The sequence below is a fragment of the Micromonospora marincola genome (assembly GCF_056150385.1).
The window spans coordinates 320558-343628 of the sequence record NZ_JAXCFT010000005.1; the positions used below are offsets into that span (position 1 = coordinate 320558).

Consider the following 23071-nt stretch of genomic DNA (forward strand, 5'->3'; position numbering starts at 1 on the left):
CCGCCTTACCGGCGCGTCGCCGGCGGTGGGGCGAAGCGCAGCAGGTTCCAGGAGGTGGCGGGCAGCGCCACGGTGCAGCGGCTGCCGTCGAGGGTGGGGGTGGGAAGCTTCCGGGGCGTGACCCGCTCGGGGTCGGCCTCGGTGTTGGTGGCGGCCGGGTCGGCACCGGCCGCGACTGTGGTGTGCCCCGCGCCGTGCAGCCCGGGCAGGCCGCGCAGGTCCAGGTCGAGCGCGAGGTCGTCCGGGCCCCGGTTGACCGCGAAGACGGCCAGGTCGCCGGTCTCCTCGTCGTGCACGGCCACGGTGTCCAGCACCGGCACGTCGCCGTAGCGCTTCGTCGGGTACGTGGGACCGACCGGCTCGGTGCGCAGCACGGTGCCCCGCGCGTACCGGGCGGTGAGGGCGAACGGGTGGAAGATGCTCTGCCGCCAGGCGGGGCCGCCGTTGCGCGTGCGGATCGGGGCGATGACGTTGGCGAGCTGCGCCTGGCAGGCCACCCCGACCCGGTCGGCGTGCCGGAGCAGGGTGATCAGCAGGTCGCCGACCACCACCGCGTCGTCGGCGGTGTAGTCGTCCTCGATCAGCGCCGGCGCCTCGACCCAGCCGCGCCGGTCCAGGTCGGCCTGGAGGCGGGACTGGTACCAGACGTTCCACTCGTCGAAGGAGACCTTGAGCTTGCGCTTCTGCCGCAGCTTCGCGCCGACGTGGTCGGCGGTGGCGGTCACCTCGGTGATGAAGGCGTCCATGTCGACCGCGGAGGCGAGGATGCTGGCCCGGTCGCCGTCGGAGGGGTCGTAGTAGGAGTGGGCGGAGATGAAGTCGACGTGCTCGTAGGTGTGCTCCAGCACGGTCGCCTCCCAGCCGGCGAACGTGGGCATCTGCCGGCCGGAGCTGCCACAGGCGACCAGGCTGATCGACGGGTCGATCATCTTCATCGCGCGGGCGGTCTCGGCGGCCAGCCGGCCGTACTCCTCGGCGGTCTTGTGCCCGACCTGCCACGGCCCGTCCATCTCGTTGCCGAGGCACCACAGCCGCACCCCGTACGGCTGCTCGGCGCCGTGCTCGCGGCGCAGGTCGGACAGCCGGGTGCCGCCCGGGTGGTTGGTGTACTCCAGCAGGTCGCACGCCTCGGGCATGCCGCGGGTGCCGAGGTTGACGGCCATCATCGGCTCGACTCCGGCCTCGGTCGCCCAGGTCATGAACTCGTCCAGCCCGAAGGTGTTGGTCTCGATCGTCTTCCAGGCGAGGTCGAGCCGGCGGGGCCGGTCACCGGTCGGGCCGACGCCGTCCTCCCAGCGGTAGCCGGAGACGAAGTTGCCGCCCGGGTAGCGGACCACGGAAACGCCCATCTCGCGGGTCATCTCCAGCACGTCGCGGCGGAAGCCGCGCGGGTCGGCGTCCGGGTGCCCGGGTTCGTAGATCCCGCCGTAGACGCAACGGCCCATGTGCTCGACGAAGGAGCCGAAGATCCGGCGGTCGGCCTCACCGATCCGGAACGCCGGATCGACTGTGAGCTGCGCGTTCGGCACGGATGCCACCTTTCCCTCGGGCCTGCTGCCCGCTGACGACGGTCACTGTGTCACTGGTTCCTACAACGTTGTAACCCGTGCTGTAAAGGGGTCGTTACGTCGTCGTGACGCGGTAGAGTTCGCCGAAGTGGTCAGCGGGGAGGACGTTCGGTGCGGCACAGGCTCAAGGACGTGGCGGAGCGGGCCGGCGTGTCGGTGAAGACCGTCTCGAACGTCGTCAACGGCTACCAGCACGTACGCGCCGACACCCGGGCCCGGGTCGAGGAGGCCATCGCCGAGCTTCACTACCGGCCCAACCTGTCCGCCCGCAACCTGCGCAAGGGGCGCACCGGCGTGATCGCGCTGGCCGTGCCCGAACTCGACATCCCCTATTTCGCCGAGCTGGCCCGCCACGTTGTCGCCGCCGCCGCCGAACACGGCTGGACGGTGCTGATCGACCAGACCAGCGGCGGCCCGGAGCAGGAACGCAAGGCCGCAAGCGGGATCGGCGACCATGTGATCGACGGCCTGATCCTCAGCCCGCTCGCGCTCACCGCCGACGACCTCGCCAGCCTCGACGGCCTGCCCATGGTGCTGCTCGGCGAACGGGTCGACCACGGCCCCGCCGACCACGTCATGATCGACAACGTGGCCGCCGCCCGGGAGATCACCGCCCACCTGGTCGCGCTCGGCCGCCGCCGGATCGCCGCCATCGGCTCGCAACGCACCCCCGAGGGCGCCAGCGCCCGGCTGCGCCTGGCCGGCTACACCGCCGCGCTGGCCGAGGCCGGCATCGAATACGACGACCGCCTGGTGGCGTCCGCGCCGGCCTGGCACCGCGCGGACGGCGCAGCCGCCCTGCGGCGCCTGCTGACCTCGGGGGTACGCCCCGACGCCGTCTTCTGCTTCAACGACACGCTCGCCCTCGGCGCGCTGCGCGCCCTGCACGAGGCCGGCCTGCGCGTGCCCGAGGACGTCGCGGTCGCCGGCTTCGACGACATCGAGGACGGTCGCTTCTCCATCCCGACCCTGAGCACTGTCGCGCCGGACAAGGAACGCATCGCCCGCCTGGCGGTCGAACTCCTCGCCGGCCGCCTCGCCGCAGACCGCGACGCCCCTCCGCGCGAACTGGCAGCCCCCCACCGCCTGGCCCTACGCGAATCCGCCCCACCCGCCCCACCCGCCCCACCCGCCCCACCCTCCTGACCCACCCCACCCCCGCCGCGCTTGGCCCGCCCTGGCCCGCCCCCTGCCCCGTGCCCCGTGCACGCCCGCATGATCATGAAGTTAGCGGCGAAGTTGATCTCCGTAGGCGCCGCCAACTTCATGATCACGCGCGCGGGGTGACGGCGAAGGCGGGGCGCGGGCGGGCGGGGTGACGGCGCGGGCGGGTGAGGCTTGTTGGGGCGTGTGCGGTCAGTCGAAGAAGCGGGCCAGGTGGGAGGGGGACGGGGGGTCCGAATCCGGGGGCAGGGGGGTCAGGTCGGCGAAGATGGAAGCGCCGTCGCAGCCCACGTGCAGCGGATACCAGCGCGGGGCACCGGGCGGGCGCTGACCGCAGATGCCCTTGAACGTCTGTACGTCGAGCAGGCGCACGTGGGTCGGGTCGGCCACCGCGTTGACATGTCGCCACCAGGGGCTCATCACGTGCAGGACGCCGCCGGGCCGCAGTACCCGGTGACACTCGTCGAACAGCGGCAGGAAGTCGATCAGGTGCTCGACGATGTGTACCGCGAAGAACACGTCCACCGAGTCGTCCCGTAGCGGCAGCGGACCGGAGAGGTTGGCGACCGCGTCCACCCCCGTCGCCGGGTAGATGTCCAGCCCCAGGTTGCCCGGCCACTGCTTGGCCGCGCCGCAGCCCAGGTCCACCACCACCGGCGGACGACCGGCCACGTCGACCCGGCACCACACCCCGAGCACCCCGGCCAGCCGGCCGATCAGCTCCCGTACCAGCCGCAGCTCCGCCCGGTCGGCTACCTCTCCGGTCAGGTGTGCCACGCCCCGGTCGAAGCGCACCTCGACGGTCGTGTTCCGCAGCCGGTCGTCATGCCGTGCCAGGTCGGCCCACGCCTCGGCGAGGAATCCGTCGGCCTGCCGAAGTCGCTCAGCCGACGGCGCTGCCTGCCCCATCGCCACCATGCGCCACCTCCGGCCGCGCGATACCCGTTCCACCCCGATACACACGCATTCGCCCGCCCCACCGCCGCGATCATGACCACCCCTTGCCTTCCGAGCGGCCGGCGGGTATTCGTCGATCTTGGACTTGTGGTGCCATGAAATGCCGGTTCCAGCCCGGTATCGGAGGTGCCACAAGTCCAAGATCTGCGCCACCCCCACCGTGCGAGGGCTCCCCACCACATGCCCCCGTTGTTCTCGAGAGGGTGGGCGGGGTGGGGGTGGGTTAGGTGGGGAGGGCTCGGCGGGTGGGGCGGAGGCGCTGGCGGGGCTGTGGAGCGGCCGGCTTCGGGCGCTTCAGGTGGTAGCGGTGCAACTCGTTGTTGCCTTCCAATGACGGGTCCTCGCTCATCGCGACCAACTCCCAGCCCTGGTCGCCGGCCCGGTTCAGGTGGGCCAGCGAGGTGTCGCCGTAGGGCGTGACGTCGACCATCGAGCCGTCCGGGCCGTACCAGATGAAGACGATCTCCCACCCGGCGTCGGTGGTGGCCGGCTGGCGGCGGCGGACCAGCAGCGCGTACTCCCACTTGAGCATGCGGTCATTGTGGCCCCGGGGGGAGCCGGCCGGCACGGATCAGTCCTCGGCGATCCGTCCGTCCGTCACGCGCAGCCGTCGGTGCACACTCACCGCGTCGAGCATCCGCCGGTCGTGGGTCACCAGCAGCAGCGTGCCGGGGTAGCCGGCGAGCGCCGACTCCAACTGCTCGATCGCGGCCAGGTCGAGGTGGTTTGTCGGCTCGTCGAGCACCAGCAGGTTGACCCCACGGCCCTGGAGCAGCGCCAGCGCGGCCCGGGTCCGTTCGCCGGGGGAGAGCGTCGCCGCCGGGCGCAGCACGTGGTCGGCCCGCAGGCCGAACTTGGCAAGCAGCGTGCGTACGTCCGCGGGGTTCAGCTCGGGTACGGCGGCGGCGAACGCGTCGAGCAGCGGCTGGTCGCCGAGGAACAGCCCGCGGGCCTGGTCGACCTCGCCGACCACCACGCCCGGGCCGAGCGCGGCGTGCCCCTCGTCCAGGGGCAGCCGGCCCAGCAGCGCGCCCAGCAGGGTGCTCTTGCCGGAGCCGTTCGCCCCGGTGATCGCCACCCGGTCGGCCCAGTCGATCTGGAGGTCCACCGGGCCGAGCGTGAAGGCTCCCCGGCGTACCACGGCACCTCGGAGCGAGGCCACGACGGCGCCGGCGCGGGGCGCGGCGGCGATCTCCATCCGCAGCTCCCACTCCTTGCGCGGCTCCTCGACCACCTCCAGCCGTTCGATCAGCCGGGCGGTCTGCTTGGCCTTCGCCGCCTGCTTCTCGGTCGACTCGGTGCGGAACTTGCGGCCGATCTTGTCGTTGTCGGTGGCCTTGCGCCTGGCGTTCTTCACGCCCTTCTCCATCCAGGCCCGCTGGGTCCGGGCGCGCGCCTCCAGGTCGGCTTTCGTGTCGGCGTACTCCTCGAACTCCTCGCGGGCGTGCCGGCGCGCCACGGCGCGTTCCTCCAGGTAGGCCGCGAAGCCGCCGCCGTAGTGGTTGACCTGCCGCTGGTGCAGGTCAAGCTCGACGATCCGATTGACCGTGCGGGTGAGGAACTCCCGGTCGTGGCTGACCAGCACGGTGCCGGCGCGCAGCCCGGTGACGAACCGTTCCAACCGGTCCAGGCCGGCCAGGTCGAGGTCGTTCGTCGGCTCGTCGAGCAGGAAGATGTCGTAGCGGCTGAGCAGCAGCGAGGCCAGCCCGGCGCGGGCCGCCTGCCCGCCGGACAGCCCGACCGTCGGGTGGTCCAGGCCCACGTCGAGGCCCAGCTCCGCGGCGACCTGCTCGGCCCGTTCGTCCAGGTCCGCGCCGCCCAGGTCCAACCACCGTTCCAAGGCGATCGGGTACGCGTCGTCGGCGCCGGCCGCCCCGGCGGTGAGCGCCTCGGTGGCGGCGTCGAGCGCGGCCTGCGCGGCGGTCACGCCGGTGCGCCGGGCCAGGAAGTCCCGGACCGTCTCGCCCGGCCGGCGTTCCGGCTCCTGCGGCAGGTAGCCGACGGTGGCGCTGGGCGGGTTCAACGCCACCGTGCCCTGCTCGCGGGGTTGGAGGCCGGCGAGTGTCCGCAGCAGCGTGGACTTGCCGGCGCCGTTCACCCCGACCAGGCCGACCACGTCACCGGGCGCGACGACCAGGCTCAGGTCTTCGAAGAGGAGGCGGTCACCGTGGCCGGCGGTGAGATCCTTGGCGATCAACGTGGCGCTCATCAGGACACCGAGGATACCGGCGGGCGCATCCGGATTACCGTGTCCCGCGCTCGGGAACGTATCGGGGTGAGGGAGACTCACAGCCGTGGCGACCACATTGGCGATCGACTGCGGAGGCGGCGGGATCAAAGCCTCCGTGCTCGATGCCGCCGGCACCATGCGGGCCCGCCCGTTGCGCGTGCCCACGCCGTACCCGCTGCCGCCGGCCGTGTTCGTGCGGACGCTGCGGGATCTCGGCGCCCGGCTGCCCGCGGCGGACCGGCTCACCGTCGGGATGCCCGGCATGATCCGGCACGGCGTGGTGGTGGCCACCCCGCACTACGTGACCCGCTCCGGGCCGCGCAGCCGCGTCGACCCCGACCTGGTCGCGGAGTGGTCCGGGTACGACGCGCGCGGCGCGCTGGCCGAGGCGTTCGGCGTGCCGGCGCTCGTCCTCAACGACGCCGAGGTGCACGGCGCCGGCGTGGTCGCCGGGACCGGCTGTGAGCTGGTCCTGACGCTCGGCACCGGGCTGGGCAGCGCGCTCTTCGACGGCGGGGTGATCGCCCCGCACCTGGAGTTGTCGCACGCGCCGGTGCGGTGGAACACCACCTACGACACGTACGTCGGGGAGCCGGAACGGCGGCGCCTCGGCGACGCGTTCTGGTCCCGGCGGATCCGGCAGGTGGTCGACGGCCTGCGGCCGGTGTTCCGCTGGGACCGGCTCTATCTGGGTGGGGGCAACTCGCGGCTGATCCGGCCGGAGCAGGTGGCCCGGATGGGGGACGACGTCGTGGTCGTCCCGAACACGGCCGGAATCGTGGGTGGTGTCCGGGCGTGGGAGCTTGTGGGCGATAGGTACGACCCCACGCCCTGATCTTCACCGGGTGGAACACTCGCGGTTCCTTCGGTGTTGTGCCAGCGTCGGACAAAGGGCTGACGCGACACGAGGAGGTGGGTCAGGTGGACCTTCTGGCGGAGTACCGGCGGGCGACCATGTTCTTCGACTCCGGGGACCCGACCGGAGCGGCCCGGCTGCTCGAACCGATCATCGAGGCGGAGCCCGACAACTCCTCGGTCCGGCAGTTGCTGGCCCGCGCCTACTTCCAGTCGGCCCAGCTCAACCGGGCCGAGGAGCACCTGCGTGAGTTGGTCGACCGGGACCCGAGCGACCACTACGCGCACCACGTGCTGGGCCGGACGCTGGAGCGGATGAACCGGCCGGCCGACGCGCTGCGGCACCTGCGCATCGCGGCGGCGATGTACTCGACGAACACCGACTACACCACCGCGCTCAAGCGGGTCGAGGGTCGGGTCGGTCGGTGAGCGTTGCCGAAGGGCAGCCCGGGTGGGCTGCCCTTCGGCGTACCTAGAATGGAACCGTGAAGCTGAAGCTCGACCTCCACGACATCTACAACAAGGGCCACGACATCGACCGCGCGCTACGCGGGATCATGGACGAGGCGGTGGCGAAGAAGGCCACGCTCGTGGAGATCATCCCGGGCAAGGGCTCCGGCGCGCTGAAGAAGAAGGTGCTGCGCTTCCTCGACCAGAAGGACGTCAAGCAGCTCTACCACCGGGTCGAGAAGGACTCGAAGAACTTCGGCCGCCTGTTCGTGCACTTCCGCTGGAAGTAGCGCGCCGGAGCCCGGCCGCCGAGACCTCCCACACCCCGTCAGAAGGCGGGATCGAGGTAGCTGCCGGTCAGATATTCGTGGTAGACGTTGCTGCCGTCAGTTACGGTGGGGAGCAAGGCAATTGCGCCACCCTTTGGCTGTAGGGTCGAGGAATAAAGGTACACGCCGAAATCTGCAACAATGCAGAAAGACCAAGTGTAGTCACCGGCGCCGAGGCGAATATTCCGGGCAGGCCATTCAAGCGCGGTGTTACGCATAACATAGCCCCATTTGTAGTCACCGGCGTCGAGGCGGATCTGCTTGGTCCAGCACGCCGCTGGCAATCCGGGTTTCGGAGGGCCCAACACTATAACTTTGGTGTTGTAGGCGGTTGCTGCGGCAGCCGTAGCCGGCGATGCGAAACCGGCCACCAGTAGGGCGCCAGTCAAAGCCATGCCGATGGCTTTTACCAGACGAGACTGAAGCATGTGCACTCTCCCCGTATCAGTGGAACGTTGGCGCAGTCTAGCGTCGGCGAGCAGGCGGCGTGGCCCCGCCGGCTCGCCGTCGTGGGCGAGTGCGTCTCATGCAAAAACTGCCACGCGGCATCAATGCAGCCGGATTCGGGCGGCTCGATCCCGCCTGCACGGGGTGCGGCTGGAAGTCGGTGGAAACGGTCTACATAGGAGCTATCTCATGCCCTGATCCGCGTTCTTCGATATTCGAATGCGGGGCGCACCGACAGCGCGAGTGCCGCCTCGTAGTTGTCGGGAGTGACCCGTTACAGCCGCATGCGGCGCAGCGTAGCGAGCAGACGTGTGACCGGCGACCAGGTATTCGTGGACGGGAGCCCGGCGGACGGCGATCATGCCCAGATCGACGTGGAACGAGGCACGCCCTGACCGCGCGGCGCGGAGTGAAGCCCGCCCGGCCGGGCATGATCCACTCCGTTACGCCGAGGTGGCGGTATCGAACGCGGGTGGAGGCCACCATCTCGCCGAACTGGCGTTTCGGCGGTTGATCATGACGTTCGGATCAAGAGCTCGGTCGGTCAACCGGTTGCGCCGCGCAGGTGGGTGACCAGTCGATGGTATTCGTCAGGCGTGCCGATGGCGGCCCGATGCTGCGGGTCGGCGACGTAGTGGCTGAGCACGGTGGCGAGGAAGCGGGCGTCGACGCTCTCGACGGGCACGGTGGCGCGGCCCACCAGGCCACGACGTCGCACCAGCGCGGGCTTCGCGATCGTCAGCGGGAGCCGCGACGGGAGCCGGCCGACATCGCGCGGCGTCTCGACGCCCGGCCCGGCGTCCCACGGGATCGCGCGGGACCCGAGAACCCCGATCGTGTGTACGCCGTCCGGGCTCAGCCGCACGTCGTGCCCGCGCCACGCCGCCGCGACCAGCACCACGATCGCCGCGAGCCAGAGCGCGCCCACGGCGGCGTCGAATGTGGTCGAGGTGCCCGCCTCGGAGGAACGCAGGTATGCGCCGACGGCCGTGGAGGACTGCCCGAGGAGAGCCAGGGTGAGGAGGATCCGCCACGCCGGGGCCGGTGGGGCGAAGGCCGGGATCTGCGGCAGCACCACCAGGACGGCGGGCCGGTTCCCCATGCTGATCGCCAGGACGAGGGCGGTCAGGCTGAGAAGGAGAACTAGGAGGTAAAACGCGCGCGCCACGTCCGGCGCGTACGCCATCGCGGCGGCGTTCCCGGCCGCGACCAGTAGGCCCACCACCAGAACGGGACGTCGATGCCGCACCACGGCGCCCGAGATCGCGTCGATCATGCGGGCAACCCTAGCGAGCGAGATCCACCCCCGGCCGCTCTGCTCGCGGTGGACGCTCAGGCGGGAGCTACGTCGGCCAGATCTGGTTCCTGGTACGGCTTCGGGAAGGTGGGGCACCGGGCGAGCCGCTGCGCGAGACGTCGAGGCGCTGCGCGATCTCGTACGGCCTCATCGAGCGGCCTGGCGCACGGCCCACGCTTCCGAACGCCCCGCCTACTGGTGGCCCTCAGTCGTCGGCCGGCCCGGGGCGGTTCTTGGCGATCCACGCTCGAACGGCTTTGCCGTCCCAGACGCGGCCCATCTTCAAGGTGACGAGCGGGTCGGGGAAGCCCTTGCGGCCGACGATGATCGTGGCGCGTTGCTTGCTGATCCCGCCCAGCAGATCGCGGATCTCATCCAGCCCCAGCAACTCCACGACCTGACGGTATGGCCTCATGGGATTGCCTGAGGGTGTGCTGCCTCAGACAACCCGTTTGGTAGTTGCATTAGGGCAACCCCCATGGTGCGATGACGGGATGACGGACCACGGACCCGTTCTGCCTGTCTGGACGTGCGCAACCTGTGCCGCGCCCTGGCCCTGCCCGATGCGCCGCCGCGAACTGTTAGCCGAGTACGACCGGGCACGGGTGTCCCTGTCGATCTACATGGCCTTACACCTGGTGTTCGCCATGCAGGATCTGAGCTGGGCTTCCGCCGGAGCTCTCCACCGACGGTTCCTCGGGTGGATCCGATGAGCGTGATCAACCCCGGTGACGACAAGTTCCACTACTCCGACAACTCGCACAGGTGGATACCGCCCGACCCCGACTTCCCCCAGGACGTGTGGGACGAGATGGTTCGACAGCACAAGGAGCAGCACCTCCGGCCACCCAAACGGCCGCGGATCGCGCGCCGTTCGATCTGACTCGCCCCGGGAAGGCGGGACAGCAAAGGATCACGCGGAATGCCGTACCCGGTAGGCCAGGTGGGTGATGCCGGTGCCCTCGACCACCCGGAACGGCCCTTCCCCTGTTGAAAGAGTCACCGGCGGGGCCGCAACCCGTCGAGGGCGGTGGCGACGAGTCGGTCGGTGTAGTCGGTCGTGAGTGGTCCGCTTCGGTGGAGCCAGCGCCGGAACAGCGGGCCCCAGATCATGTCCGCCGCGATGTCGAGGTCGACGTCCTCGGCGAGTTGCCCGGCCTGCTGGGCGCTGCGCAAGCGCTGCCGTTTGGCCTCCCGCAGCGGTCCGTCCAACCGTTCGTGGTAGGCCGTCGCCAGTTCGGGGTCGTGGGCGATCTCGGTGGCCAGCGCCCGCATCGGTGGCTCGTACCGGGGGTCGGTCAGCTCCGCGACGGTGGCGCGGAGCACCTCGGTCAGGTCGGCGGCCAGGTCGCCGGTGTCCGGCAGCCGTGGCGGTTCACCCTCGGCACCCTCGCTGAGCAGGAGGAAGGCTTCGAGGATGACCGCGCCTTTGGAGGGCCACCAGCGGTAGATGGTCTGTTTGCCGACGCCGGCGCGGGCGGCGATGCCCTCGATGCTCACCTTTGCATAGTCGACCTCCTGGAGCAGGTCGAAGGCCGCGGTGAGGATGGCGTGGCGGGAAGCCTCCCGCCGGCGGGTCGTGTGCGGCGGCGTCATGGGAGTACCGTACCCCGTAACGAGACGAACCGTCTCGTCTCATTGGTTGGAGGGAAACCCGTCATGCGGACCTGGTTCATCACCGGCGCCAGCCGCGGCCTGGGCCGCGCGTTCGTCGACGCCGCGCTCGACCGTGGCGACCGGGTCGTCGCCGCGGCCCGGACCGTCACCCGGGACCACTTCGACGCGCGGCACGGCGACCGGCTGCTGACCCTGCCCCTCGACGTGACCGACCGGGCGGCCGTCTTCGCCGCCGTGGCCACCGCGGTCGAGCACTTCGGCCGGCTCGACGTCGTCGTCAACAACGCCGGCACCCTGTCCATGGGCATGATCGAGGAGTTCACCGAGGCCGAGGCGCGGGCCCAGTTCGAGGTGAACGTCTTCGGCGCGCTGTGGGTCGGCCAGGCCGTGCTGCCCCACCTGCGCTCCCAACGGTCCGGCCACATCGTGCAGGTTTCCAGCATCGCCGCGCTCGGCGGCTTCCCGAGCACCGGCATGTACAGCGCGAGCAAGTTCGCCCTGGAGGGCATGAGCGAGGCCCTGGCGGCGGAGGCGGCGGCCTTCGGCGTCAAGGTCAGCATCGTGCAGCCGGGCGGCTACTGGACCGACCTCTACACGAGCGTCAGCGCCACCACCCCGATGGAGGCGTACGCGCCGCTCCGCGCCGAGCTGGAGCGACAGTGGGCGGAAGGCTCCGTCGACAGCGAGCCCCGGTTGGCCGCCGAGGCTCTGCTGCGACTCGTCGACAGCGACGACCCGCCGCTGCGGCTGCTGCTCGGCAGCATGGTGTACGACCTGGCGTTCGACATCTCCCGCCGGCGGATGGACACCTGGGCCGGCTGGGAGCGGGTCAGCCGCGCCGCCGAGCACGCGGTGCCCGCCCCCGGAACGTCCGGCTAGAGCTGGAGCGTGTACGTCTGCGCCACCGCAAGCATCTCCGAGCTGTGCGAGCCGACCACGCCCACGTTCGCCGGCCGGGCCCGGAACCCGGGCAGCGCGGACAACCCGTCGCTGGCGTCCATCGCGCGCACCGTCACGGTCTCGCCCCGCGGCACCAGCGTCAACGTGACCTCCACCCCCTCCGGCGGTGGCGCGTGGAACACGATGCCGAAGCCCCACCGACCGTCGCGCGCCTTGACCGGCACGTCCCGTCCGGCCACCGAGGCGGACCGCACGGTGGCGGTGCGCGTGTCCACGTGCAGCGTGAGCAGGCGTACCGACCGTTGCGGCGAAACCCGCACCCGCAGCACCCGTTGGTCGCCGGTGCGGTCGTCGGCGAGCGTCTCCACCTTCGGCGCGGGCAGGGACGCCGCCGGAGCCGGGCCGGCGCGCAACTCGCCGTCGCCGATCCCGGGGAAGTCGTCGGCCACCGAGATGTTCCGGTCGACGTACCTGTCGGTCCAGGGCTGTGGCACCTCCTCGTGGCTGAGCCAGGCCGCCTTGCCCGTGCCGGCATCGAGCGCGTACATCAGGTGGGTGGGCACGGGATGGTCGGCGTCGAAACGGTCGACGGCGAGGCCGACCCCGGCGAACACCACCGCCGCCACGAACGCGGCCCCGGCCGGCAGCGCGCCGAGGCGGCGGGCGCGCAGCGCGAACAGGCCGCGCTGGCCGCCGGCCCGGGGGTGCAGCAGGTCCACCACGGGCAGCGCGGCCAGGCCGAGCAGCACCGCGAACAGCGCGGCCACCGCGCCCATGCCCATGCCGAGCGCCGGGAAGAGCAGCACCACCGTGGGCAGCAGAATGATCACAGCGACCGCGCCGGCGAGCGTCACCGCGGCCACCGGCCACGGGCCGTCCTGGCGGGTGGCGAGCGCCGCGAGGCCGGCGAGCGCGCCGGCCAGGGCCGGCAGGGTCATCAGGTACGCCGCGCCGGGCACCAGCACGGCGAGCAGCACGCCGAACAGGGCCAGCCAGAGCAGGCCGCCGAACGCCAGCGCGGCCGGGCCGAACCGGCGGCGGAACAGGGCGTACCAGCAGAGGACCACCGTGGCGGCGAGCGCCACCACGGCCAGGCGGTACCAGCCCGGACGGTACGGGTCGAGCAGCTCGGCGTACCCGGGGCGGACCGTGGCGATCGCGGCCCAGAGCAGCCAGGCGCCGAGCGGGGCCACGACGACCGGCGCCAGGGCCAGGCCGGCGCCGGCGGCGAGCGTGCCGGCGGTGGCCCGCCCCCGGCGACGCAGCGACCAGCCGAGCGCGCCCACCGCGAGCAGAGCGGCCACGGCCAGCGGCAGGTTCAGCCCACCGGGATAGCGGATCAGCAGACCGAGCACCGGGAAGTAGGTGTCGTCGTGGCCGGACCGCAGGTCGCCCAGGTCGGTGCGGCCGAACTCGCGGGCCAGGCCCAGCGCGTTGTCACCGTGCATCTGGAGGCTGCCCCGGTCCATCCGGGCCGGCACGTCGAGCGGGGTGTGGTAGATCGCGCCACCGTCGATGTAGGCGGAGTTGAGCCCGACGAAGTCGCGGTCGAGGAACGCGGTGAAGTCGGTGTCGTTCGGCAGCGCCCGGTAGATCTCCACGGCGAACGAGGTGCCCACCGGGTGCGGCGCGGCCCGGCCGAAGATGTCCACGAGCTTCGCGTTGTTCCGGGACGTCTCGAACATGATCACCGGCCCGGTCGAGCCGCGCGCCTCCAGGTTGAGCACCACCCCGCCGTCGGCGGCGAGCGGGTGGTCGGCGGCGAAGCCGGCGGCGCCGCACAGGCACGCCTCCTCCGCGTCGGTGAGCACGAAGACCACGTCGTTGCGGGGGCGCGGGCCGGTGGTGAGCGCCCGGGCCACCTCCAGGATGGTGGCGGTGCCGGCGGCGTCGTCGTTGCCGCCCGGCCCGGTCTGCACCGAGTCGTAGTGCGCGACCAGGAAGACCTTGCCGGTCGGGTCGGTGCCGGGGAGCCGGGCCACCACGTTGCGGACCCGCGCCAGCGTCGCCCCGCCGGCCGCGCCGGAGAGCTGACCGGCCTCGGGCGCCACCGCGTCCTGCACCTCGGTCTCCAGGCCCAGCCCGCGCAGCGCGCCGACCAGGTGTTCGCGTACCCGGTCGTTTTCCGCGCTGCCGGCCACGTGCGGCCGGGCCGCGATCACCTCGACGTTCCGGTACGCCCGGGCGGCGCTGAAGTCGCCGGCCGGCGCGCTCGCCGGGCGCGGGGCCGGGGTGGAGAGGCTGACCACGACGCCCGCCCCGACGGCGAGCAGCGCGACCAGCGCGGCGACGGCGGCGGGCAGCCGGCGGCGCGGCCTGGTGAGCGCCCGGTCGGCGGGGCGGGTGGGGGGTGCGCCCACGGGAACTCCTCGGGGTGGATCTACGGGGTGGGCATCATCCTGCACCCCCGCCGGACGCGACGGCACTCCCCGGTCGGTGCGCTGCCGGGTTGGCAGCGCTCCCGCGTAACATCGTGGGTCGGTCTCACCGCTGTCCGGATGGACGGGTCACCCACCCGCCACACCGGGGGCGGTCCTGTTGTGTGCGACCGTTGTCTCCGCCAGGATCAGCAAGGGCACTCGGAAGGAGCCCGACATCACCAGCGAACTCCCGCGACTCGCGGCGGTGGCCCGGTCGCACCGGGGGGCCGGCGCGCCGGGATCTGCCGTCGCGCCCCGAGGTGGCGCGGCGCTGCACGGTGGCCTTCCGCCGGGCGAACGGCTGCGGGTGCTCCTGGTCGAGGACGACGAGGGCGACGCGTTCCTGGTCGGCGAGCTGCTCGCCGAGACCAACTCGATGATCGACCTGCTGGTGGCCACAAGCCTCAGCGAGGCCCGGCAACGGGTGATGGGCGTCGACTGCGTCCTGCTCGACCTGGGCCTGCCCGACGCCCAGGGCCTGGACGGGCTGCGCCGGGTGCTGGAGATGGCGAGCGGCGCCGCGGTCTGCGTCCTGACCGGCCGCTCCGACGAGCACCTGGGCATCGTGGCGGTCGCCGAAGGGGCGCAGGACTATCTGGTCAAGGGGCAGGTCGACGGGGTTCTGCTGACCCGGGCGCTGCGCTACGCGGTGGAGCGCAAGCGGGCCGACGAGAACGCCCGCCGGCTGCGCGAGGTGGAGCTGCGCCAGGCCGAGTCCGCCCGCCTGGAGCGGGGCCTGCTGCCGCAGCCGCTGATGACCACCGACGAGGTGTCGGTGCACACGTTCTACCGGCCCGGCCGGCACGCCGCGCTGATCGGCGGCGACTTCTACGACGTGGTGCAGACCCGACCGGACCGGATCGACCTGATCGTCGGCGACGTGTGCGGCCACGGCGTGGACGAGGCCGCGCTCGGGGTCGAGCTGCGCGTGGCCTGGCGGGCGCTGGTGCTGGCCGGGGTGCCCGACGACGAGGTGCTGCCGGCGCTGGAGCAGGTGCTGATGAGCGAGCGCCGGCTCCAGGAGATCTTCGCGACGGTGGCCACCGCCCGGCTCGACCTGGCGTCCGCGCGGGCCACCGTACGACTCGCCGGTCACCCGCCGCCGCTGCTGCTCAGCGGCGGTAAGGTCGCCCCGGTTCCGGCCAAGGGCGGGCTGCTGCTCGGCGTCCGCCCCCGTCGCCCCGTTGCCTTCGATCTGGAGTTCGACACCGATGACTGGTCCCTGCTGATGTACACCGACGGCCTCATCGAGGGTCGGGTCGACGGCGGCGACGAACGGCTCGACGTGCCGGGGCTCACCGGCCTGCTCGCCGACCCGGCCAACCAGGCGGTGCCGCTGTCCGAGCTGCCCGCGTGGCTGGTCGGCCGTGCCGAGCAGATCAACGGTGGCCCGCTCGCCGACGACGTGGCGATGTTGCTGGTGACCCGGGGCGGGGGCCGCTGAGTGAAGGCGTACCAGCGGGGGTGGACCCTGCGGCGGCGGGTGGTCGCGCTGCTCGGCGTGGTCCTGGCGCTGCTGCTCGGGCTGGCCGCCGCGGAGGCGACGGTCGCGGCGAAGAACCGGCAGAACATCGACGCGGTGCTGCTCAGGACCGGCCCGCTGCGGGTTCAGGCGCAGGAGCTGATGAGCGCCCTGCTGGATCAGGAGACCGCGGTGCGCGGGTACGCGGTGAACGGCGACCGCAGCGACCTGGCGCCCTACCAGGAGGGCCGCAAGCGCGAGGAGGGCCTGGTCACCTCGATCCGTGGGCTCTCCGCCGACTACCCGGGCGTGCGCCGCGAGCTGGCCGTCATCGAGGAGCAGACCGCGCAGTGGCGGGCCCAGGTGGCCGAGCCGGTGATAACGACCACCGAGCGCAGCGGCCCGGCGGCCGGCCAGGCGTTGATCACCGACCAGACCCGGCGGCAGTTCGACGGCATCCGGGCGTCGGTGACCACGCTCCAGGACGAGATTCTCACCGTCCGGAAGGAAACCGCCGACCGGGTCAACGCCACGAGCAACGCGCTCGTCGTGCTGCTGATCGTCGCGGCCCTGGTGGTGGCGGTGGCCGGCGCGGTGATGCTGCTGTCGCTCGACCGGATCCTGGTCCGCCCGCTGGCCGCCCTGGTCGGCCAGGTGCGGGAGGTCGCCGACGGCGACTACCAGCACCGCATCGCCGGCTCGGGCCCACCGGAGTTCCGCCAGCTCGCCGACGACATCGACCAGATGCGGCAGAAGATCGCCCAGGACCTGGACGAGGTACGCCAGGCCCGGGAACGGATCGAGTGGGTCAACGACCAGCTCCAGAAGCAGGCCGAGGAGCTGACCCGCTCCAACCGTGACCTGGAGCAGTTCGCGTACGTCGCCTCGCACGACCTCCAGGAGCCGCTGCGCAAGGTGGCAAGCTTCTGTCAGCTCCTCCAGCGGCGCTACGCCGGGCAGCTCGACGAGCGGGCGGACCAGTACATCGCGTTCGCGGTGGACGGCGCGCAGCGGATGCAGCGGCTCATCAACGACCTGTTGGCGTTCTCCCGGATCGGCCGGCTCACCACCGGTTTCACCGAGGTCGACCTGAACAAGGTGATGGGTGACGTGGCCGGGCAGACCGAGGCGGCCCGGCAGTACGCCGACGCGGAGCTGACCTGGGACCGGATGCCGACGATCAGCGGTGAGGAGCCGCTGCTGACCAACCTGCTGGCCAACCTGGTAAGCAACTCGGTGAAGTTCCGTCGCGCCGACGTGCCGCCGAAGGTGCACGTGTCGGCCCGGCTCGTCGACGGCGAGTGGGAGATCAGTTGCCGGGACAACGGCATCGGGATCGAGCCGGAGTTCGCCGACAAGATCTTCGTGATCTTCCAGCGGCTGCACTCCAAGGACGCGTACCCGGGCACCGGCATCGGGCTCGCGATCGTCAAGAAGATCGTGGAATACCACGGCGGCCGGGTCTGGGTGGACACCGAGGCCGTGGAGGGCACCACCATCCGGTTCACTCTGCCCGCGCTGGCGGCCGACATCGAGGCGGCGAAGGCCGCCGAAGAGGCGGAGACCGCGGAGACGGTGGACGCCGCGGGTCAGCCGGACGGGGCGGCAGCGGAAGAGCCGCCCACGGCGGGGGACCGACAGGATACAAACGGTGACATGAAGGAGACGGTGGGATGACCGCGCCTGCGGACGGCAAGAGCCCGATCGAGGTCCTGCTCGTCGAGGACGATCCGGGCGACGTGCTGATGACCCAGGAGGCGTTCGAGGAGCACAAGCTCCGCAACCGCCTGACTGTCGTGTCCGACGGCGCCGAGGCGCTTGCCTACCTGCGTCGCGAGGGCCCGTACGCGGACGCGGTGGCGCCCGACCTGATCCTGCTCGACCTGAACCTGCCCCGCCGGGACGGCCGGGAGGTGCTGGAGGAGATCAAGAAGGACGAGCATCTGCGCCGGATCCCGGTCGTGGTGCTCACCACCTCGCAGGCCGACGAGGACATCCTGCGCAGCTACCAGCTCCACGCCAACGCCTACGTGACCAAGCCGGTGGACTTCGAGCGCTTCATCTCGGTGGTCCGCCAGATCGACGAGTTCTTCGTCAGCGTGGTCAAGCTGCCGCCGCGTGGCTGACTCGCTGCTTGACGACGTCGCCGCGCTGCTCCGGGAGGCGGCGGCCGAGGTGGTCGTGCCGATGTTCCGCCGGCTCGACCCGTCCGACATCTCCGAGAAGGCGCCCGGCGAGGTGGTGACCGTCGCCGACCGCGAGGCCGAGAAGCTGATCTCCGAAGGGCTGCGGCGGCTGCGCCCCGGCTCGGTGGTGGTCGGCGAGGAGGCCGTCGCCGAGGATCCGGACCTGCTCCGGCACCTGCGGAGCAGCGGTGACGTGTGGTTGGTCGACCCGGTCGACGGCACGTCCAACTTCGCCGCCGGCCGGCGACCCTTCGCGCTGATGGCCGCGCTGCTCACCGACGGCGTACCGGTGGCCTCCTGGGTCTACGACCCGCTTGACGGCACGATGGCGGCCGGCCGGCTCGGCGCGGGCACCCGGCTCGACGACACGCCGGTGCGGACCGACGGGCCGGCGCCGGCCCAGGGCGCGATGCGCGGCACCGCGATGACGACGTTCCTGCCGGAGAACTTCCGCCGCGACGTCGAGGCCGGTGGTCGCCGGATCGGCGAGCTGCTGCCCGGTCAGCACTGCGCCGGCCGGGAATACCTGGACATGCTCACCGGCGCGCAGCAGTTCGTGCTGTTCTGGCGCACGCTGCCGTGGGACCACACCCCCGGCACGCTGCTGGTCCGGGAGGCCGGTGGAGTGGCCCGCCGGTTCGACGGCACCGACTACCACCCGGCCGACGAGGGGCGGGGCCTGCTTGTCGCGGCGAGCGCGGAGATCTGGGACGAGGTGTACGCGGCGCTGCTGGCGCACTGAGCGGCGCTGCGCCACGGTGGCGACACGCTGCGTCGACATTATCCGCCATCGGAGGTCACGAATCTGGCGCGGCGCGACGGGTCCGGTATCGTGACCGGCGGTTGACGGAAGGACCATCACGTGCCCAGGACCTGGCTCACCGGCCGGCGCGTCCGCCGGTCGCTGCTGACGCTGCTCACCGCGACGGCCGTGCTGCTCGGCGCCGGCCTCGCCGCCGCCGGCCCGGCCGCCGCCGCGCCCAGCCCGAACGCCGGCGACGAGGGCGGCAGCAAGCAGCTCCGGGCGGCGTTGGAAGCCGCGGCGAAGGGTCACATCGAGGCGAAGAACAAGCTTGACAACTCCAAGCGCCGCCAGGCCGCGCTCGCGACCCAGCTCAGGGACATCGAGGTACGCCTGGTCGGGCTGACCGCGCAGGCCGGCGAGGTGGCCGTGCAGTCCTACCGGCAGGGCCGGCTGACCCCGGTGTCGATGCTGCTTGCCAGCTCCGGCCCGGACGACTTCCTCCATCGCGCGGCCGAGCTGGACATGATGGCCCAGCGGGACAGCAAGCGGCTGGGTGACCTGGCCGAGGCGAAGGCGCAGGCCGTCGAGTCGAAGCTGGCCATCGACGTCGAGGTGCGGGAGCAGCAGAAGCAGCTCGCCGTGCTGGCCCGGAAGAAGAAGGACGCCGAGGTGGCGCTGGCCAAGGTCAGCTCCGGGGCCGGCTCCGGCTTCAGCGGCGGCTCCTCCTCGGCGAAGCCCGCGCCGCGCAACTCGGACGGCTCGTGGCCGTCGGAGTCCTGCTCGGTGGACGACCCGACGCCGGCCAGCGGCTGCATCACCCCGCGCACGTTGCACATGCTCCAGCAGGCCAAGGCGGCCGGTTACAAGCGCTATGCCTCCTGCCACCGCAGCGGCGGAGGCGGCGAGCATCCCAAGGGCCGGGCCTGCGACTTCGCCGCCGCCACAGGTGGCTTCGAGGACCGCTCGGCCACCGGCGGCGACAAGTCGTACGGGGACAGCCTCGCCAACTGGGCGAAGAACAACGCCAGCAAGCTGGGCATCATGTACGTGATCTGGTATCGGCAGATCTGGATGCCGAACACCGGCTGGCGGGCGTACAGCGGGGGCGGCAGCCCGGCCGCCGACCACACAAACCATGTTCATATCTCGATGTACTGACCCGGACGGCCAGGAACGCCGCGTACCCTCGCGACGGTGAGCAGCACATCGTCCGACATCGTCACGAAACCGGCAACCACGGCGCCGGCCCCGCCGCGTGCCCTGCCGAACGGGCTGGCCGCCTTCCTGGTCTTCCTCTCCAGCGGGGCGGTGCTGGTGCTGGAGACCGTGTCGCTGCGCCTGGTCGGCCCGTACGTCGGGGTGACCCTCCAGGTGACCAGCTCGGTCATCGGCATGGCGCTCGCCGCCATCGCATACGGGGCGTGGATGGGCGGGTGGCTCGCCGACCGGCGGGACCCGCGCGCCCTGCTCGCCCCGGCCCTGGTGCTGGCCGGCATCGCCACCGCGGTCACCCTGCCCATCGTCAGGTACGCCGGTGAGGTGCTGCGGGGCGGCGCGGCAAGCGCGGTGCTCCTGCTTACCGCGCTCACCGTGCTGCTGCCGGCGGCGCTGCTGGCCGGGATCACCCCGCTCGTGGTGAAGCTCCAGCTCGCCGACCTGCGCCGCACCGGCCAGGTGGTCGGCAGGCTCTCCAGCATCGGCACGCTCGGCGGCATCACCGCCACGCTGGGCACCGGCTTCATCCTGGTCGCCGCGCTGCCCAGCTCGGTGATCGTGCTGGCGCTCGCCGCGGTGCTCGGCGCGACCGGGCTGGCGCTGGGGTTCTGGCTGCGGCGGCGCTCGGGGACCGGGCTGTCGACGCCGGGCCGGGCCAAGGCGGCGCTGGCGCTGCTCGGCCTCGCCGCGGCCGGGCTCACCGCCGCCGCGCCGAACCCGTGTGACGTGGAGACCGCCTACCACTGCGCCCGGGTCGAGGAGGACCCGGCGTTGCCGGAGGGGCGCACGCTCTACCTCAACTCGGCCGAACACTCCTACGTCGACCTGGCCGACCCGACCCACCTCAAATACTCGTACGCCCAATGGGTCGGCCTGGTCGCGGACCTGGCGCGGCCGGCCGGGCAGCCGATGGACGCGCTGCACCTGGGCGGCGGCGGCTTCACCGTGCCCAACTACCTGGCCGCGACCCGACCCGGCAGCGACAACCTGGTCTTCGAGGTCGACGGCGGCCTGGTCGAGCTGGACCGGCGGGAGATGGGCCTGCGCACCGGGCCGAAGCTGCGCGCCCGGGTGGGCGACGCGCGGGTGCTGCTCGGCGGCGAGCCGACCGACAGCCGCGACTTCGTCGTCGGCGACGCGTTCGGTCACCTGGTGGTGCCCTGGCACCTGGCCACCCGGGAGATGGCCGCCGACATCCGCCGGGTGCTCCGCCCGGACGGGATCTACGTGCAGAACGTCATCGACTATCCGCCGGACCGGTTCATCCGGGCCGAACTGGCCACCGTCTCGGCCGTGTTCGCGCACGTCGCGCTGATCGCCCCGCCTGGTGCGATCGCCGGCCGGCACGGCGCGAACTTCGTGATCGTCGCCTCGGACGTGCCGCTGCCGCTGGCCGGGATCCCGCCCGGCCTGAAGCGGCTCCCCGAGCCGGCCGAGCTGCTCGACGAGGCGCGGACGGCCGCCTGGGTCGGGGACGCGCGGGTGCTCACGGACGACTACGCGCCTGTGGACCAACTCCTCGCGACCGCCTGAACGGGTGACTTTCCTGACCGATTCCGACCGCACAGGTGTAGCGGGGTCGACTTCGGGCAACTGCACCGACCATGGGCGGAGCGGTCAGGAACGGCGTGCAACTGCTCGGTGAGCGATACCGGCTGGTCGAGCAGTTGGGCGCCGGTGGCATGTCGGTGGTATGGCGCGGCTACGACGAGGTGCTCGGCCGGCAGGTGGCGGTCAAGGTGCTCGCCTCGCGGCTCGCCAGCGACAAGGCGTTCCGGCACCGGATCCGGGTCGAGGCGCAGGCCGCCGCGCGGCTCTGCCACCCCAACATCACAAACGTGTACGACTACGGCGAGTCCATCCAGGTCGGGCTGACCGTGCCGTACGTGGTCATGGAACTGGTCGACGGCGGCCCGCTCAGCGCCCGGCTCGGCCGGGACGGGCAGCTTCCCTGGCGGGAGGCGCTGACCATCGGCGCGGAGGTCGCCTCGGCGCTTGCCACCGCGCACGCCCGGGGCGTCGTGCACCGCGACGTCACCCCCGGAAACGTCATGCTCACCCACAACGGGGTCAAGGTCGTCGACTTCGGCATCTCGGCGCTCGTGGGGGAGAGCGACAAGGGCCCGGACGGCGCGTTGCTCGGCACGCCCGCCTACCTCGCCCCGGAGCGGCTGGACAACGGGCACGTCTCGCCGGCCACCGACGTCTACGCGGTCGGCCTGCTGCTCTACCGGATGCTCACCGGGCGGCTCCCGTGGCAGGCCAGCACCACCACCGAGATGCTGCGCGCCCACATGTACCGCGACCCCGACCCGATGCCGCAGGTGCCCGGGCTCCCGGCGCCCGTCGCCGACCTGGTCCACCGCTGCCTGGCCAAGCGCCCCGAGGACCGCCCGGTCACCGCCGAGGTGGCTTGTACGCTCGCCGAGGCGGTCGGGATCGCCTCGATCGTGCCGGTGTCCCCGGCGTTCGGCCACATCGACCCGGTGCTCGCCGAGAACGCGAACACCACGATCCTGCCCTGGTCGGCGGCGACCGACGCGTTGCCGTACTCGGCGATCCGCACCCGGACCCGGCGGTCCGCGACGCGGCGGCGCCGGGTGGAGGCCGGGGTGGCCGCCGCCGGGCTGATCGCGGTCACCGCCACCATGTGGGGTCTGACGTCGAGGAGCCCGGCCAGCGGCGGGGTGGAACCGACCGAGGCGCGGATGGGCCTGCCCGAGCCGGTGCCCTGCGCGGTCGACTACTCGTTGCGCCGCGACACCGGCAAGGACTTCTCCGCCGAGCTGACGCTCACCAACACCGGCGCCCGGGAGCTGCGCGACTGGACCATGAGCTTCAGCTTCCCCGGCAAGCAGGCCGTGACCACCGCCCAACCCGCGGTACGCCAGGTGGGGCGGACGGTGTCGGTCGCGGCTCCGGCGTCCGCTCCGGCGCTCGCGCCGGGCGCGTCGACGAAGCTCACGCTGGCCGGGCGCTACACCGGGAGCAACACGCTGCCGGTGGAGTTCACGCTCGGCGGCCACCCCTGCGGGGTGCAGGTGTCGGGCATCGCCGGCTCGGTGCCGGTCACCACCGCGCCGAAGACGAAGGCCCCGGCCAAGCCGGTCGCGAAGACCACGAAGAGCGGGCCGGCGAAGGCGAAGCCGAAGCCGGCGCCGAAGGCCAAGCCGCCGAAGCCCGCCAAGGCCAAGGGGAAGGGTCCCAAGGGTCCGAAGGGCTGACGGTC

General features: G+C 72.1%; 22 protein-coding genes. 13 read left to right on the forward strand and 9 right to left on the reverse strand.

The window, feature by feature from the left end:
- Positions 1-5: 5 nt before the first annotated feature.
- On the reverse strand, positions 6-1529 hold the full coding sequence (gene arfA / locus SM450_RS15035; RefSeq protein ID WP_474620350.1) for an arabinosylfuranosidase ArfA: 1524 nt from the start codon (positions 1527-1529) through the stop codon (positions 6-8).
- 150 nt (positions 1530-1679) lie between these two features.
- On the opposite strand from arfA, the gene SM450_RS15040 reads away from it, so the two are divergent.
- The gene (locus SM450_RS15040; protein ID WP_474620351.1) at positions 1680-2714 is read left to right on the forward strand and encodes a LacI family DNA-binding transcriptional regulator; all 1035 of its coding nucleotides are present in this window, start codon (positions 1680-1682) and stop codon (positions 2712-2714) included.
- Positions 2715-2924: 210 nt separating this feature from the next.
- Here the strand turns inward: SM450_RS15040 and SM450_RS15045 are convergent, their stop codons facing one another.
- The 3 genes from SM450_RS15045 to SM450_RS15055 form a co-directional block, all read right to left on the reverse strand.
- Positions 2925-3650: a methyltransferase domain-containing protein gene (locus SM450_RS15045; RefSeq protein ID WP_474620352.1), complete on the reverse strand. Its 726-nt coding sequence runs from the start codon at positions 3648-3650 to the stop codon at positions 2925-2927.
- 262 nt (positions 3651-3912) lie between these two features.
- A complete protein-coding gene (locus tag SM450_RS15050) occupies positions 3913-4221 on the reverse strand; it encodes a hypothetical protein (RefSeq protein ID WP_474620353.1) in 309 nt (102 codons plus the stop codon).
- A gap of 39 nt (positions 4222-4260) precedes the next feature.
- On the reverse strand, positions 4261-5898 hold the full coding sequence (locus SM450_RS15055; protein ID WP_474620354.1) for an ABC-F family ATP-binding cassette domain-containing protein: 1638 nt from the start codon (positions 5896-5898) through the stop codon (positions 4261-4263).
- An 85-nt stretch (positions 5899-5983) separates the two neighbouring features.
- On the opposite strand from SM450_RS15055, the gene SM450_RS15060 reads away from it, so the two are divergent.
- From SM450_RS15060 to SM450_RS15070, 3 genes are all read left to right on the forward strand, one after another.
- Positions 5984-6754: an ROK family protein gene (locus SM450_RS15060; protein WP_474620355.1), complete on the forward strand. Its 771-nt coding sequence runs from the start codon at positions 5984-5986 to the stop codon at positions 6752-6754.
- A gap of 86 nt (positions 6755-6840) precedes the next feature.
- On the forward strand, positions 6841-7203 hold the full coding sequence (locus SM450_RS15065; protein WP_089155326.1) for a tetratricopeptide repeat protein: 363 nt from the start codon (positions 6841-6843) through the stop codon (positions 7201-7203).
- A 56-nt stretch (positions 7204-7259) separates the two neighbouring features.
- Complete coding sequence (locus tag SM450_RS15070; RefSeq protein WP_013288724.1) at positions 7260-7514, forward strand: Smr/MutS family protein; 255 nt, start codon at positions 7260-7262, stop codon at positions 7512-7514.
- A 38-nt stretch (positions 7515-7552) separates the two neighbouring features.
- On the opposite strand, the gene SM450_RS15075 is transcribed toward SM450_RS15070, so the two are convergent.
- From SM450_RS15075 to SM450_RS15085, 3 genes are all read right to left on the reverse strand, one after another.
- Positions 7553-7981 carry a hypothetical protein gene (locus SM450_RS15075; protein ID WP_474620356.1) on the reverse strand — a complete coding sequence of 143 codons (429 nt, stop codon included), beginning with the start codon at positions 7979-7981 and terminating at the stop codon, positions 7553-7555.
- A 563-nt stretch (positions 7982-8544) separates the two neighbouring features.
- Positions 8545-9276 (reverse strand): hypothetical protein, encoded by a 732-nt coding sequence (locus SM450_RS15080; protein ID WP_474620357.1) that lies wholly within the window; start codon positions 9274-9276, stop codon positions 8545-8547.
- A gap of 226 nt (positions 9277-9502) precedes the next feature.
- Positions 9503-9691, reverse strand: coding sequence for a hypothetical protein (locus SM450_RS15085; protein WP_474620358.1), 189 nt, complete (start codon positions 9689-9691; stop codon positions 9503-9505).
- Positions 9692-10006: 315 nt separating this feature from the next.
- On the opposite strand from SM450_RS15085, the gene SM450_RS15090 reads away from it, so the two are divergent.
- Positions 10007-10180 (forward strand): hypothetical protein, encoded by a 174-nt coding sequence (locus SM450_RS15090; protein ID WP_474620359.1) that lies wholly within the window; start codon positions 10007-10009, stop codon positions 10178-10180.
- Between the two features lie 116 nt (positions 10181-10296).
- On the opposite strand, the gene SM450_RS15095 is transcribed toward SM450_RS15090, so the two are convergent.
- On the reverse strand, positions 10297-10893 hold the full coding sequence (locus tag SM450_RS15095) for a TetR/AcrR family transcriptional regulator (protein WP_474620360.1): 597 nt from the start codon (positions 10891-10893) through the stop codon (positions 10297-10299).
- 63 nt (positions 10894-10956) lie between these two features.
- On the opposite strand from SM450_RS15095, the gene SM450_RS15100 reads away from it, so the two are divergent.
- Positions 10957-11793, forward strand: coding sequence for an SDR family oxidoreductase (locus SM450_RS15100; protein WP_474620361.1), 837 nt, complete (start codon positions 10957-10959; stop codon positions 11791-11793).
- Here SM450_RS15100 and SM450_RS15105 read toward each other — a convergent pair.
- Positions 11790-14174, reverse strand: a complete 2385-nt coding sequence (locus SM450_RS15105) for a M28 family peptidase (protein ID WP_474620362.1) — start codon at positions 14172-14174, stop codon at positions 11790-11792. The genes SM450_RS15100 and SM450_RS15105 overlap by 4 nt on opposite strands.
- Positions 14175-14439: 265 nt before the next feature.
- Between SM450_RS15105 and SM450_RS15110 the strand changes: the two genes are divergently transcribed.
- The 7 genes from SM450_RS15110 to SM450_RS15140 all read left to right on the forward strand — a co-directional run bounded on the left by SM450_RS15110 (position 14440) and on the right by SM450_RS15140 (position 23066).
- Complete coding sequence (locus SM450_RS15110; protein ID WP_474620470.1) at positions 14440-15678, forward strand: PP2C family protein-serine/threonine phosphatase; 1239 nt, start codon at positions 14440-14442, stop codon at positions 15676-15678.
- Positions 15679-17373: a sensor histidine kinase gene (locus SM450_RS15115; protein WP_474620363.1), complete on the forward strand. Its 1695-nt coding sequence runs from the start codon at positions 15679-15681 to the stop codon at positions 17371-17373.
- Positions 17370-17822, forward strand: a complete 453-nt coding sequence (locus SM450_RS15120) for a response regulator (RefSeq protein WP_474620364.1) — start codon at positions 17370-17372, stop codon at positions 17820-17822. The genes SM450_RS15115 and SM450_RS15120 overlap by 4 nt, the downstream gene beginning before the upstream one ends.
- On the forward strand, positions 17815-18624 hold the full coding sequence (locus SM450_RS15125) for an inositol monophosphatase family protein (protein WP_474620365.1): 810 nt from the start codon (positions 17815-17817) through the stop codon (positions 18622-18624). The genes SM450_RS15120 and SM450_RS15125 overlap by 8 nt, the downstream gene beginning before the upstream one ends.
- A gap of 120 nt (positions 18625-18744) precedes the next feature.
- Positions 18745-19785, forward strand: a complete 1041-nt coding sequence (locus SM450_RS15130; RefSeq protein ID WP_474620366.1) for a coiled-coil domain-containing protein — start codon at positions 18745-18747, stop codon at positions 19783-19785.
- 36 nt (positions 19786-19821) lie between these two features.
- The gene (locus SM450_RS15135) at positions 19822-21375 is read left to right on the forward strand and encodes a fused MFS/spermidine synthase (protein WP_474620367.1); all 1554 of its coding nucleotides are present in this window, start codon (positions 19822-19824) and stop codon (positions 21373-21375) included.
- A gap of 71 nt (positions 21376-21446) precedes the next feature.
- Positions 21447-23066, forward strand: coding sequence for a protein kinase domain-containing protein (locus SM450_RS15140; RefSeq protein ID WP_474620368.1), 1620 nt, complete (start codon positions 21447-21449; stop codon positions 23064-23066).
- Positions 23067-23071: the final 5 nt, after the last annotated feature.